The following is a 12442-nucleotide window of genomic DNA, read 5'->3' as shown; positions in this document are numbered from 1 at the left end:
TTCAAATGCGGGCACTGCGGTTGGGAAGGGGATGCGGATTTTAACGGTGCGAAGGTGATTGCGCTTTTGGGGGCTGCCGTAAACCAGCCTAGAGGTCCGTGGTTGGCTTGCCAACTGCAGGGCTGCCTTAAGCCCGCCCTGTACTGCGAAGCAGTCAGGGTCGGGTAGTTTACGAAGGAATCTGAGTAAAGGGGCAGTTAAGGTACGCTTAAGAAGACAAGAAGTTACCCCCGCCTGAGTCAAAACTCAGGGGAGAACATGGGCAGGCTTTTTCCCCTAATCCCCCAATTCGGGATCCGGTCGTACCCGCACCCCCATCTGGCGCAGCAGGCGTAAAGAGTTTTCTGGCCCATCGATCATCTGCTGTTCGTTGATCCAGTAGGTGGCAATGCCCAGGTCTTCTAGAAATCGCACATAGGGATCCGGCGGCGGTCCATCGAAAACGGCGGCCTTCTGGACGGAAAAGCCCTGCTCGATCCAGGGGCCAAGGGCAAAGCGCTCGTAGTAGAGCAACTGTCCCACCACTTCCTGCAAAGCCTCTGCCGCATCCTTGTGGTGCAGGAGCTTTACTTCGGCCAAAAGCAGATGCCCGTCCGCCACGGCCAAAAAGTCAAAGGTATGCTGATCCTCCCGGACTTCCAATCCTGCCAGGCGGAACCAGCGGCGAAACTGGTGCAAGATCTCGTTGTGGCGCTCGCTGCGCTCCAACTGACGTCGACGGCGGCGTTCTGCCATCAGCGGGTCTGTCCCGGCGCTGTGAGGGATCCCACTGCTGCGGAACTGGGGCGGCTCATCGGGATCCAAAACTACCTTGCCCCCAGCAGGTTGATGCAGGAGGGGCGGCATCTGGGGCAAGAGTTCTGTGGATCCCCACTCCACCTCTGGCTGCTGAGCCCAGGTAAGCAGGTGTCGATTCAAGGGGTGCTCAGGGTGGGTGTCGAACAACAGGCGCAGTTGAGACTGGCTAAACTGAAAATCCAGACGAAATTGCTCGATGGAGAGGCTGCTCCGCCCCTTTTGCAAAGTTTCTTGGCCAAAGTAAAGCATCACCAAGAGCGGGTAAATCGGCAGCGGACGATGGGAGGGAATGAGCATCGTCCACATGTCATCCGTCCAGTGGGGGAGCAGGATCTCGGCCTGTTTGCCTTTGCCCACCACCTGCAACATTTTGGGGTGTCCCGGCTGCCAGCCACAGGGGTGATCGTCAAAGCCGCAGGTCTGTCGCCCTTGATCCACGCTCAAGGGGTAGCGCCCATCATAAAGGCGGAAAGGACAGAGATCCCGGTCTTCGGCCAAAAAGCGCTCGTCTTGCCACAGGTGGGCCGCCAAGGCATGACAGCCGATCCCTTCCTGGCTGTTGCAGGCTTTGAGCCAGCGCCGTTCCACCAGTTTCCCGCCCACTTTGCTCGGGACCAGGGGCCGGATCAAACCGTTTTCCCCCTGGTTGAACAGAGGCCACACCAAAGGCTCGCCAGTTTCGGGTAGGGTCGGCAAAAGAGGATGGGTTTTGCTGTAAAACGGGTCGCAAATGCGCTGGGCCACTTGCTGCAAGGGTAATCCGCGGGGGGATCCCACCCAAGGCAAGAGGGATCCCGATCCGGCCTGAGCGCGGTGATACTGGATGGCCAGAGCCACCTCTAGCCCTATGGGACGGAGTTCCGGCGTGAGCTGCCGGTAGCGCTGCAGCAGCCGGGAAGCCTGCACAAACAGGTCGTAGCGCCGAACGGGAACTGCGTCAGCCATAGTGTTGCAGGAAAAACTCCCCACTGCCTTGGGCAAGAGCTGGTACAGGCAAGCACCTCCGCCTCAAAAGAGGATACTTTGGCAACCGCCTCTACAGACCCAGACCTTGCCGAGGATATCGGGCCGACACCCCCTCCTCTTGGCACCAGGTCAGTTGTCAGTGTAGTAGAGAAACTCTAGGGCGAGAAGATGCTGCCCCTCGCTTGCAGGTTGTGGGAAGAATGCGCAGCAGGCCCTAACGCCACGGCCACCCAGGAAAGGGAAAGGGGCGCTCTGTCTCTGCATCGCGGTCGTACTCCGTAGGTCGGCCTGTATCCGGCTGAATCACCAAGCTGCCCACATAGTCGGCCTCTCGGTAGACGCGGGCAATTTGATGGTGAATTTGGGCCATGTCCTCGGCGGAGACCACACCATTGTCGGTGGCTTTGTAGAACTGGACCGTGACCCGAATGGGAAAGCGAGGATCCCGCTCGATGTCCAGGTTGTTGATCTCGGTGAAGGGGCCCTCTACCTCTCCATGTCCGATGACAGCGGCTTCTACATTGCTGAGGCCGGCCAGGTCGGCTGCGCGTCCGAAAAACTTGACAGAGATATCCTCAACTTCCCTTCGCGGCGGCTGCCGCTGCTGGAGAGGTACTTGGATCACCATCACCAGGTTCAGGGCTTCTTCTGCCACTTCCGCAGCATCGGGATCCTGAGGGGTTGGGTCGGCGGCTTGCTCGGCCCGAAAATCGCTGAGGCGCTGCCCGGTGAGGCTGGCCCGTTCACCATTTTGGTTGAAGAAAAGGCGCTGGCCCCAAATAGCTTCGCCCACCTTATCTACCTTATCTTCAGTGCGGTTCTCGATCACCGTAATGCTGGTGCCCTCGCGGGTGGCCAAGATTGCCAGCACGGCTGGGTTGCCGGGATGGGATTGGTAGTTGAACAGCACCGGGTTGAATTGAGCGGATCCCCCGGCAGGGATGGGCAAAAAGGCGGCCTGGGCGCTCACCAACACATGGCTATCCCGTGGAGCCAGCAGGGAGTTCCGGTTGCCGGCCCAAGAGCCAGGATCGTGCAAGTAGCGGCGCAGATTCCCCAGCAGCTCTCGCAACGACACGGGTTGCAGGGGTTTTCCTTTTTCGTTGCCCACCAGCACCTGTAGGCTGTCGAGGGGCAGGTCGGCAGACAGATCGGCAAAGTTGGGGTAGCGGATCACCGGCATCAGGCTCAGCTCGTAGTGACCCGTTCTGGGGTTGAGCTGTTGTACCTGGATGGTCATGTCGCTGATGTTGGGGCCAAGGGCAGATCCCTTGTGGCGTCCGGTATCTTCCCAGGTGATGTTGACGATATCCAGCCCATACTGCTTTGCCAAGGCTCGCGCTTGCGGATCCCAGGTCATGGAGATCGTCCGGTCGATGACCTGCCTGTAGGCCAAGTACTCTGCCCACTCTGAAGGCGAGGGGGAAGAAAGGGACTGGTGGAGGGGAAAATCCATAGGGGTTGCCTGAGAAGTAGACACCATCGGCGGAGCGGCCAGGGAAATGCCCACCCAGCTCAGTGAACTCAGCAGCCAGGGGATGGGGGCGCGCATAGCAATATTCCTGAGGATTGGAAATTGGGGGACTATACCCTGACAATAGCTCCCAAAAGGGGAGAGGACGTGGCGGTTTCGCTTTTGGCAACCCCATGCTTTTGCCGGGATCCCAGGCTGCCTGGGCTACGATAAAAAGCTGTAGCACCCTTTCGAATCATTCCAGATCATGGCCAATATCCGCCGGGATCCCGAGGTCAACGCTTCTGTGGCTTCTGTAACTCCAGCTTCTCCAGAGCCTCAGGTGCAGGTTCAGTCTTTGCCGCTGCATGTCATGTTCCGCCTGGGCCTGTTTCAAATGGGCTTGGGAATGATGTCGCTGCTCACTCTGGGAGTGCTGAACCGCGTCATGATCGACACGGATCTGCTGGCCATCCCGGCAACGGTGGTGGGGGGATCCCTAGCCATGCACCAGTTGGTCTCCCCGGCTCGGGTTTGGTTTGGGCAGCTCTCGGATGCCAAGCCCCTGTTTGGCCTGCATCGCACCGGCTATGTGCGTCTGGGATCGGTGCTGTTTGCGGTCTGCATCTTCCTGGGGGTGCAGGTGGTGTGGGGTTTGGGGGAGAGCTTTGCGGCCACGGGTTGGTCTGGAGCCACCTATGGCTGGGTAGGCTTGGCCTGTTTGATGTTTGCCCTCTATGGTCTCTGCCTCAGCGCCTGCTCCACGCCTTTTGCGGCTTTGCTGGTGGATGTGTCAGACGAGGACAACCGCTCTAAGTTGGTGGGGATCGTCTGGTCTATGTTGATGGTGGGGATTGCCGGCGGGGCCATTGGCTCGGCAGTTCTGCTGCGGGGCTTGGATCCGGACAACCTGCAGAGCACCATTAATCGCCTCTTCGTCATCATTCCAGCCGTGGTGATCCTGCTGGGGGTGGTTGCCACCTGGGGGGTGGAAAAGCGCTATTCCCGCTACGGATCCCGTTCCACCCTGGCCGGACGGGAAGACCAAATCACCCTTGGCACGGCCATCAAGGTGCTGACCGCCAGCCGCCAAACCCTGATCTTTTTCGGCTTCTTGGTGTTGATGACCATGGGCCTGTTTATCCAACAGCCGATCCTAGAACCCTACGGCGGCGAGGTGTTTGGCATGACGGTGGCCCAGAGCACCCAGCTCAATGCCTTTTGGAGCCTGGGTATTTTGGCAGGGATTGTGCTGACCGGATTTTTCATTGTGCCCAAGCTGGGCAAACAGACAACGGCCCGTCTGGGCTGTCTGCTGGTGGCCATCTCTTTTGGGCTGACCATTGCATCAGGGTTTACAGGCAATCCACGGCTGCTGCAGCTGTGTATGATCCTGTTTGGTTTGGCTTCTGGGATCACCACCAATGGCGCCATTACCCTCATGTTGGACTTGACGGCAGCGGAGACGGCAGGCACCTTTATCGGGGCTTGGGGTCTGGCCCAGGCCATGTCCCAGGCGGTTTCCACCTTGCTCGGCGGGGCTTTGCTCGATTTGGGGCGCATTCTCTTCCCCACTTCTTCAGTGCTTGCCTATGCCACCGTCTTTGGGGTGGAGGCAGCGGTGATGTTGCTGGCCGTGTATTTGCTGGGACGGGTGAGCGTGGCCGAGTTTCGCGAAAAGACCAACCGTGCGCTGACCCAGGTGTTGGCTCTGGAGCTGGAGGGCTAGCAACGCGGGGCCGACTCGTAGTGGGGGCAGCCCTGACAGGGCCCGCTGGGGTTGACGGCACAACGCAGCAAGGGCGAGTGAGCATTAAACCGACAGGAGGGATCCCCCAGGAACCTTCCCACTTCCTGAGGTGGGGTGACCGAACGCACCAGGGCGCGGATCCCACACAGGTGGTATTTGCCTTGCCGGAGCCGGTAGGAATGACGCTTTTCCAGAACCAGGTAGTGCTGCTCTGCCAGTTGGACGTAGGTGCCCGGATGGGGACTGCTCTCCCAAGGGCATTCTTCCACCACCTCTCCCGAATCCGCGTCGATCCACTGAATGGGCAAGGTCGGGTTGATGGAAGACATAAGGCGCAAACGGAGCCAGTTTAGGGCAGCAGACTACAAAATGATGGACTGGGCTTGACTTGTGATTAACAAATTGTGCAACTTTTTCCGGCAACACTGAGTATGGCTGGTACAAATGTTCTCTCTTGTGTGACCTGGAGCCTGCTAATCTACAGAACTTCTACAAAGTTAAGTTAGAAAAAGCTGTACTCAGTGTAATGGATTTTCCGCAGCGGGCGGAGAACGGGATAGGTTGGGCCTGTGGCGGCGAAAAGATGGATGCTTCGACTAGCTGTTGGAATGGGCTTGGCGGGCCAGTTGGGTGAGAAAGGCCAGAGGATGACGGTTTTGGAGCTGCTGCCTAATCCGCTCTTGCAGGATTTCCTCTTGCCAGGGATCCCCAGAGGACAGCCACTCTAGGTAGCTGAGCCCCGCCACCCGTGTCAGATAGGCCCCCGTCACTGCCTGCAGGGGGATCCCCATCACCATCAAGGGGCTGGCCTTGAGCAGAGAGCCCAAAGCCTGAGTAGCCAGCTCCAGCCCCCCCAGTTGCACCACCATTTGCGCCAAACTCTGGGCAATTTGCTGGGCCCGGCGCAAGGTAATGCGTCGGTCAAACACCTGGTGCAGTTCCCCGATCATGCGTGCCTGAATGGCTACTCCTGCCAGCACATCCAAAGCAGGAAGAGGGGTTGCCGCCAGGGCAGCAGCGGTGGCCCACTGCATCCGTTCCACGATCTGACGACCCTGCTGGCAGCGCTCCTCCTGTAGGGCCTGTTGGGCAGCTTCGGTCAAGGTTCGGGTTTGCAACAGAGCATTGGCCAAGCGCAGGTGGGATCCCTTCTGCTGCAGCAGTTGAGCCATCTGTTGGATGAGGGCCTCCGTATCGGGGGGCTGCGGCTCCCAAGTTTCCCGCACAGAGCCATCTTCGGAGTAGTAGCGAACCTTCAGGGGTTCTGGATCGGCGGCGATGGCCACCACCTGTTCGGCGGGGATCACACCGGCAGTGCGCCGGCGCAAATGGGTCAAGATGGTCTCCACATCCTCCGGCAGCATCTGATCGGTTTTGTTGAGGGCCAGGATGGTGGATTTGCCCAGCCGGGCCAGCTCCAGCATTTCGGCATATTCCGAAGCCAGCAGATCCCCGGCCACCACCAAGATCAGCAGATCGGCTTTCTGGGCTAAGGCGCGGGCTTCCGCTTCCCCTGCCCCTCCAATCGTCAGCAGCCCAGGTGTGTCAGTGAGGGAAATGGGGCTGTTCAAGCCCTCCAATTGGTAGGTGTGGATGGATCCCTGCTGGGTGGTGCCCAGGGTGGGGGCTGTTTCGCCCACTGGTCGGCCCATCAAGGCATTGATCAACGAGGTCTTGCCGGCGGAACTGGTGCCGAACACCACCAGATGCAATTCCTCCTGGTTAAGCCGCTGATTGATCTCTTGCAGCTTGGCACGCAGGGCACGGCGACTGATGTCATTCTGCAGCTTCTGGATCAGGCGATCGGCATCTTCCAGATCGGCTTGCACCTGATTCCGAGTTAACTTAACCCGCCGCAGCGGTTGTGTCCGCTGACTTGGAGCACTTTGCCGTCGGCGAGCCTGCTGCCACCAATGGCGCGCTGCCAGACCTGCTGCTGCTGTCCCCCCAAGGATGGCGCCCACCACCAGATCCGCAAGAGGCTCGGAGTGGGGAGCCACGAAGCTGTAGATCCCGCCAACCCACTGCAGATATTGGCTCAGGGCCGCCAAACCCAGCCCTGCCCACAACCACACCCAAGTGGAGCGCGACAGCACCATCCCAACCCACAGCCTGCCCAGATCTCCAGATCAAAAAGCCAAAATCGACCGGTCATCCCAGAGGACAGCCCCCGCTGTCAACTGAATCTGCAACCGCTTCTCCAGCATAGGGCTTGCTGTAGCTGAGCATACAATTTTGTCAAGAGTTTTGCTGGGGATCAGCCACCCGCAAGTAAAAGAGGAAGGGGAAGCAGGAAGTCAAAAACACCCTCAGCTCAACCGGCCAAATGAGCCAGGGATCCCCAACAAAAGCCTAAGTCCCTCTCCCAGAATCCCTGGCGGATCCAGTGGTGCCGGCAAAAATTGGCCGCCGCGATAGTCCAATAGCTGCACCAGCAGCAAGTAGCCCACCCCCAGAGTAATGGCCAGGATTCCTGTAACAATGGCTACCCACTTCGGCCTTTCCACGCCGGGCCTCCTCGGTCAACCGCCGAACTTGACTTTATCCTATGATGCCCGAAACCCCTAGCGAGGCGGGATCAAGACGGTGTCGATGACGTGGATGATGCCGTTGGAAGCTTGAATATCCGCGGCGATCACGTTGGCGTTGTTGATGCGAATCCGTCCGCCCTCAAGAAGCGTGACGGTGACGGGGGATCCCTGCAAAGTCGTTACCTGCTGGCCGGATCTGAGGGCACTGGAAGGAGCCAAGCCAGGAACCACGTGGTAAGTGAGAATGCGCACCAGCTCTGCCCGGTTCTCAGGTCGCAGCAAAGATTCCACCGTGCCAGGGGGCAAAGCGGCAAAAGCAGCATTGGTGGGAGCGAATACCGTGAAGGGACCTTCCCGCTGCAAAGTCCCCACCAAGCCCGCTGCCTGCAGGGCCGTCACCAAGGTACTGAAGTCGGGGTTGGCGGCGGCAACGGCGACGAGGTTGGGCAGCGGCGTAGGGCTGGGAGAGAGAGTTGGGGTAGGCGTCGGCGGGGCAATGGCCGTATCGCTGCTGGAACTGGCACAGCCTACCAAGGCTAAGCAAGCAGCCGCCGTCAGCCCAAGGGTGAGGGCTTTGTAGTTCATAACAAAAGTTAATACTCTAAAACATTTGTCATCATCTTAGGGGTAGCAGCCGCTCTCGCACGGTTAGCTGTAGAGCAGAGCAGGGATCGCCTTCGCGTAGAAGTGGCTGCGATAAAGTTCGGTATCCTGGGGGTGTGATTGCTGGAGAGGAGAAAGGCCATGAACGGGATCCCGTCGTGGTTGCGGCAACTCCGCCGCTGGCTGCCCTGGGTTGCTCTGCTTCTCGTTCTGGTCTTGATCGGCTACTGGGTGGGTCCTCGGCCCAGACCCTACCCCCAAGAGCCGGAGCTGCCCACCCTGGCCCCTCTGCCGCAGCACCCCCGTATCCGGGTGGTGTTCAACCAAAGCCGCGAGAGCACCTATCGGGATCCCTACCGCCAGATCCGCCGCTACGGCTACAACCTGGAAGAGTTGATCATTTCCCAGATTCGCTCCGCTCGTCAGTCGGTGGATATTGCCGTGAAAGAGCTGAACCTACCGCTCATTGCCCAAGCCCTAGTGGAGCGACGACAGGCCGGGATCCCGGTGCGCTTCATTACCGAAAACACCTACGTGCGGGCCTGGCACCAACTCACCCCTGACCAAGTGCGGGCGCTGGACGAGCGCAGCCGCAGCAAGTTCGAGGAGTACCGCAACCTGGTGGATGTGAACCGGGATGGACGGTTTTCGGCTGAGGAGGTCGCCACGCGGGATGTGTACGCCTTGCTGGATGGAGGCCAGGTGCCCTGGCTGGACGATACCGCCGATGGTTCCAAGGGCAGTGGCCTGATGCACCACAAATTTGTGGTGATCGACGGGCAGAAAGTCTTGACCGGCTCGGCCAATTTCACCCTCTCTGATATTCACGGGGACTTTGATGCGCCTGGCAGTGTCGGCAATGCCAACCATCTGCTGCTGCTGGACAGCCCGGAGCTGGCCCGCCTCTACACCGAGGAATTCGATCTCATGTGGGGCGATGGCCCCGGTGGCTTGACCGATAGCCGCTTCGGCGTGCAAAAGCTCAAGCGTCCCCTGGAAACGGTGTACATTGACGATGCCATTGTGAGGGTTCACTTTTCTCCTGCCAGTCGCTCCCTGCCCTACGAAGCCACCTCCAACGGCATTATTGCCGCCACCCTGGCCCAAGCCCGGCAACAGGTGGATCTGGCTCTGTTCGTCTTTACGGATCCGGGCATTGCCAACCAACTCAGGCAACTGCGCCAGGAGCGCAACGTAGAAATCCGCGGGGTGTTCGACCCCGGTTTTGCCTTCCGAGACTACAGCCGCACCCTGGAGATGTGGGGGCTCCTGCTGCCCGGCGAAGACTGTACCGTGGATCCAGCCCGCCTGCCCTGGACAACGCCCGCCCAATCGGTGGGGACACCCAACCTGGCCCTGGGGGACAAGCTACACCACAAGTTTGCCCTCGTCGATCCTGGCACCGCCAACGCCACCGTGATCACCGGATCCCACAACTGGTCGATGGCCGCCAATCACGTCAACGATGAAAACCTCCTGATCATCCGCAATAGCCGAGTGGTGGATCACTTTGTGCGGGAGTTCGACCGGCTCATTGCCGATGCCCGCTTTGGCCCCAGCCGCCGCCTGCAACAACAGGCAGAAGAGGGATCCCGTCGCTGCCCCAATCCTGTCCCTGCTGCGGCTTCCCTACCTGAGCCGGAGCTGCTGGAAGTCGAGGTCGTTCTTCCTCCTGAGGCGGGATCCCCTTCCCCGTCGGTTGCTTTTCCGGTGGCGTCTCCTGGGGGATCCCCTCGCGTTAACCTGAATACGGCCACGGCGGCGGAGCTGGAACAGTTGCCCGGCATTGGCCCCGCCCTGGCGCAGCGCATTATCGAGGCCCGCCCCTTCTCCTCTTTGGAGGATCTGCAACGGGTCAATGGCATTGGCCCAGCCCGGATTGAGCAACTGCGGGATCGGGTAACCTGGTAGGAGTTAGCCCCCTCTTGGTCAGGTTGAGGGCGCGGAGTGCTTTCGGAAGTTCATCCCAGAGCAGCTCCTAAAGGGCCTCTCCCCTCGAATAAACCCCAAATTAAACCCCAAATATAGCCCAAATATAGTCATTTCAGTTCAAACCAGGACACTGCACCCACGCCTAAAATGTTGGTCGCATCGGCGTTGCAGAGCAATAATGCAGGGGGCCAAAAGGCTTTTCAAGGACTCCGTCCCGCTGGCGCGATCAATGGCCCAGGTGTCTCACCCTAATCTGAAACGACTATAAATCAGGGATGCATAAGTCTATTCAGAAAGCTCCAGAAACGCTCCCATGCGGCGAAACTTTTGGTAGCGCTCCTCGCGCAATTCTCGCCCGCTCAGGCTAGAAAGTTCCTTGAGATGCCTGAGAAGAGCCTCTTTGAGGGTTTGAGCAGCTTCCAAGGGCGCGCGGTGGGCGCCGCCAACCGGCTCTGGCAGGATCTCGTCGATCACCTCCAGTTGCAGCAGGTCTTGGGCGGTAATGCGCAGGGCTGCCGCCGCTTGGGGAGCCTTCTTGGCATCCTTCCAGAGAATAGCCGCGCAGCCTTCCGGCGAGATCACGGAGTAGACGGCGTGCTCGAACATCAGGATGCGGTTGCCCACCCCAATGGCCAAGGCTCCGCCCGATCCCCCTTCGCCGATGACAGTGCAGATGATGGGGATCTCCAGCCGGAAAAGGGTCTGCAGGTTGGTGGCAATGGCCTCTCCTTGGCCCTCGGCTTCCGCCTTAACGCCTGGGTAAGCCCCCGGCGTATCGATGAAGGTGAGCAGGGGCAGGCCGAAGCGGTGGGCATGTTCCATTAGCCGCAGGGCTTTGCGGTAGCCGGCGGGATTGGGCATCCCAAAGTTGCGGTGGATGTTGTCTTTGGTGTCGCGACCCTTTTGGTGGCCTAGGATCATCACCGGCTGATCCCCCAGCTTGGCCAACCCGCCCACAATGGCTGGATCGTCCTGGCCGTGGCGATCCCCGTGCAGCTCAAACCAGTCGTCACAGATGGTCTGTACGTAATCCAGGGTGGTGGGGCGGCGGGGGTGACGGGCCACCTGGAGCCGTTCTACCGGCGTGAGCTGGCTGAAGATCTCACGGCGCAGCTCTTCGGCTTTGGCTTCCAATTGGCGAATTTGCTCAGAGGCATCGATGTCGTTTTCTTCTGCCAAGGCCCGAATTTCCTGAATCCGTTGTTCTAGGGCGGCGACAGGCTGCTCAAACTCCAGCAGTAGGCGGTCGTTGGACTTGGTCATGACCGGTTGGCTAAATTTCGGGAGCGTGCTGTGACCGGCAGAGGCTGCACAGATTTCGGGGTCAGGCTTTGATCTTCTCACATGTAGATCCCGTAGGCTAGAGGGAGCAATCCCCCTACTGCCCAAGAGGGATCCCTTGTCTGCTTCTGTCTCTTCTCCCCCTTCACCCCTTCCCCCCTGGCTGCGCTGGGGGGTGGTGGGATCCGTCGTCTTGGCTATCGGGGTGGGAGCCTTTTGGCAATACGGGCGGCCTGAGCGACAAATCCGCGTCCACACGGAGAGATTGCTGCGGGCGGTGGAGCAGCGCAACTGGGATCAGGTGGAGATGCTGGTCTCTGAGGCCTATAGCGATGGTTGGGGCCTGGATAAGCAGCGGGCGCTGGCCTACAGCCGCGAGATCTTCGGGCAATTTTTTCGCTTGCGCCTCCAACCCCAAGCGCTGCAGGTGCAGCTCGGCCCAGGGGATCCCAGTCGCCAAGGACAGGCCACTCTCTGGTTTGTGATCGAGGGATCCGGCGGCCCCTTGGCCAACCTGACGCGAGATCAGGTGAATGCGCTGGAGCAACCCTTCCAATTGAATTGGCAGCGACGGGGTGGGGAGCACTTCCGCTGGGAGCTAACCCGCGTGGAGAATCCAGAGCTGCAACTGCCCCTTCTCCCTTCTCAAGAACAGGCAGGCCAGAGATGAGGGTCGAACACCAACAGGGGGAGCTGACCTTCAACTGGCGGGATCCACTGCACAATACCCCTTTGGCGGGCCTGAGCTGCATAGCGGCTGGGGAGAGGCTGCAACTGGGAAGAGGGCAGACGGCGCAGGAGGGGCTGAGTGGGAATGGGCAGAGCCCCTGTTTCTGGGTTGTCGATCTGGTCGGACAATCCGTCCTCAGAACTGCCTGGCTGCAACAGAATAACCCCTTCCGGTTGAAAAGGGATCCCTCGGCCCAGCAACAAACGACCGGTATCCAAAAGCTGGGGGCCGCCCTCCTGAGCAAGCTGAAACTCTGCCCAGCTAAAAACTCGCCGCGCCCGATCAACAGGGAGGCCGAAGCAGTAGGAGCCCAGTTGGAAAGTAATCAAGGTCTGCCGGTTTCTCAGTTGTTCTTGCCGAGCCAGACGACGCAGGCGCAGAGGGGAAAGCAGGGGCAT

General features: G+C 59.8%; 11 protein-coding genes and 1 pseudogene. 4 read left to right on the top strand and 8 right to left on the bottom strand.

Features of this window, described 5'->3' with window-relative positions; translation table 11 throughout:
* A pseudogene (locus tag NW849_RS07060) lies at positions 1-168 on the top strand (RNA-guided endonuclease TnpB family protein); the annotation flags it as partial.
* A 108-nt stretch (positions 169-276) separates the two neighbouring features.
* Here NW849_RS07060 and NW849_RS07055 read toward each other — a convergent pair.
* Entirely contained in the window at positions 277-1743 is a 1467-nt protein-coding gene (locus NW849_RS07055) for a hypothetical protein (protein WP_414356852.1), read from the bottom strand.
* A gap of 235 nt (positions 1744-1978) precedes the next feature.
* The gene (locus NW849_RS07050; RefSeq protein ID WP_414356851.1) at positions 1979-3316 is read right to left on the bottom strand and encodes a hypothetical protein; all 1338 of its coding nucleotides are present in this window, start codon (positions 3314-3316) and stop codon (positions 1979-1981) included.
* A gap of 169 nt (positions 3317-3485) precedes the next feature.
* Here NW849_RS07050 and NW849_RS07045 point away from each other — a divergent pair, with 169 nt between their 5' ends.
* Positions 3486-4946 carry a BCD family MFS transporter gene (locus tag NW849_RS07045; RefSeq protein ID WP_414356850.1) on the top strand — a complete coding sequence of 487 codons (1461 nt, stop codon included), beginning with the start codon at positions 3486-3488 and terminating at the stop codon, positions 4944-4946.
* Here NW849_RS07045 and NW849_RS07040 read toward each other — a convergent pair.
* The 4 genes from NW849_RS07040 to NW849_RS07025 form a co-directional block, all read right to left on the bottom strand.
* Positions 4943-5296, bottom strand: a complete 354-nt coding sequence (locus tag NW849_RS07040; RefSeq protein WP_414349734.1) for a DUF6464 family protein — start codon at positions 5294-5296, stop codon at positions 4943-4945. The two genes, NW849_RS07045 and NW849_RS07040, sit on opposite strands and share 4 nt — an antisense overlap.
* A 267-nt stretch (positions 5297-5563) precedes the next feature.
* Positions 5564-7066, bottom strand: a complete 1503-nt coding sequence (locus NW849_RS07035; RefSeq protein WP_414356848.1) for a DUF697 domain-containing protein — start codon at positions 7064-7066, stop codon at positions 5564-5566.
* 210 nt (positions 7067-7276) lie between these two features.
* Complete coding sequence (locus NW849_RS07030; RefSeq protein ID WP_414356846.1) at positions 7277-7474, bottom strand: hypothetical protein; 198 nt, start codon at positions 7472-7474, stop codon at positions 7277-7279.
* Between the two features lie 57 nt (positions 7475-7531).
* On the bottom strand, positions 7532-8083 hold the full coding sequence (locus tag NW849_RS07025) for a fasciclin domain-containing protein (protein ID WP_011434299.1): 552 nt from the start codon (positions 8081-8083) through the stop codon (positions 7532-7534).
* Between the two features lie 159 nt (positions 8084-8242).
* On the opposite strand from NW849_RS07025, the gene NW849_RS07020 reads away from it, so the two are divergent.
* The gene (locus NW849_RS07020; RefSeq protein ID WP_414356844.1) at positions 8243-10012 is read left to right on the top strand and encodes a phospholipase D-like domain-containing protein; all 1770 of its coding nucleotides are present in this window, start codon (positions 8243-8245) and stop codon (positions 10010-10012) included.
* 306 nt (positions 10013-10318) lie between these two features.
* Here NW849_RS07020 and NW849_RS07015 read toward each other — a convergent pair whose 3' ends face one another.
* Positions 10319-11296, bottom strand: coding sequence for an acetyl-CoA carboxylase carboxyltransferase subunit alpha (locus tag NW849_RS07015; RefSeq protein WP_414356843.1), 978 nt, complete (start codon positions 11294-11296; stop codon positions 10319-10321).
* Positions 11297-11432: 136 nt separating this feature from the next.
* Here NW849_RS07015 and NW849_RS07010 point away from each other — a divergent pair, with 136 nt between their 5' ends.
* The gene (locus NW849_RS07010; protein ID WP_414356841.1) at positions 11433-11984 is read left to right on the top strand and encodes a hypothetical protein; all 552 of its coding nucleotides are present in this window, start codon (positions 11433-11435) and stop codon (positions 11982-11984) included.
* On the opposite strand, the gene NW849_RS07005 is transcribed toward NW849_RS07010, so the two are convergent.
* On the bottom strand, positions 11960-12442 hold the full coding sequence (locus NW849_RS07005) for a hypothetical protein (RefSeq protein ID WP_011434295.1): 483 nt from the start codon (positions 12440-12442) through the stop codon (positions 11960-11962). The genes NW849_RS07010 and NW849_RS07005 overlap by 25 nt on opposite strands.

Source organism: Synechococcus sp. R55.3 (assembly GCF_047461975.1).
Lineage (GTDB): Bacteria > Cyanobacteriota > Cyanobacteriia > Thermostichales > Thermostichaceae > Thermostichus.
This window is presented reverse-complemented; position numbering and strand designations above follow the sequence as displayed.

Coding starts and splice junctions, on each gene's coding strand:
- NW849_RS07055 (WP_414356852.1), bottom strand. CDS start 1,743: ATGGCTGACGCAGTTCCCGTTCGGCGCTACGACCTGTTTGTGCAGGCT.
- NW849_RS07050 (WP_414356851.1), bottom strand. CDS start 3,316: ATGCGCGCCCCCATCCCCTGGCTGCTGAGTTCACTGAGCTGGGTGGGC.
- NW849_RS07045 (WP_414356850.1), top strand. CDS start 3,486: ATGGCCAATATCCGCCGGGATCCCGAGGTCAACGCTTCTGTGGCTTCT.
- NW849_RS07040 (WP_414349734.1), bottom strand. CDS start 5,296: ATGTCTTCCATCAACCCGACCTTGCCCATTCAGTGGATCGACGCGGAT.
- NW849_RS07035 (WP_414356848.1), bottom strand. CDS start 7,066: ATGGTGCTGTCGCGCTCCACTTGGGTGTGGTTGTGGGCAGGGCTGGGT.
- NW849_RS07025 (WP_011434299.1), bottom strand. CDS start 8,083: ATGAACTACAAAGCCCTCACCCTTGGGCTGACGGCGGCTGCTTGCTTA.
- NW849_RS07020 (WP_414356844.1), top strand. CDS start 8,243: ATGAACGGGATCCCGTCGTGGTTGCGGCAACTCCGCCGCTGGCTGCCC.
- NW849_RS07015 (WP_414356843.1), bottom strand. CDS start 11,296: ATGACCAAGTCCAACGACCGCCTACTGCTGGAGTTTGAGCAGCCTGTC.
- NW849_RS07005 (WP_011434295.1), bottom strand. CDS start 12,442: ATGCCCCTGCTTTCCCCTCTGCGCCTGCGTCGTCTGGCTCGGCAAGAA.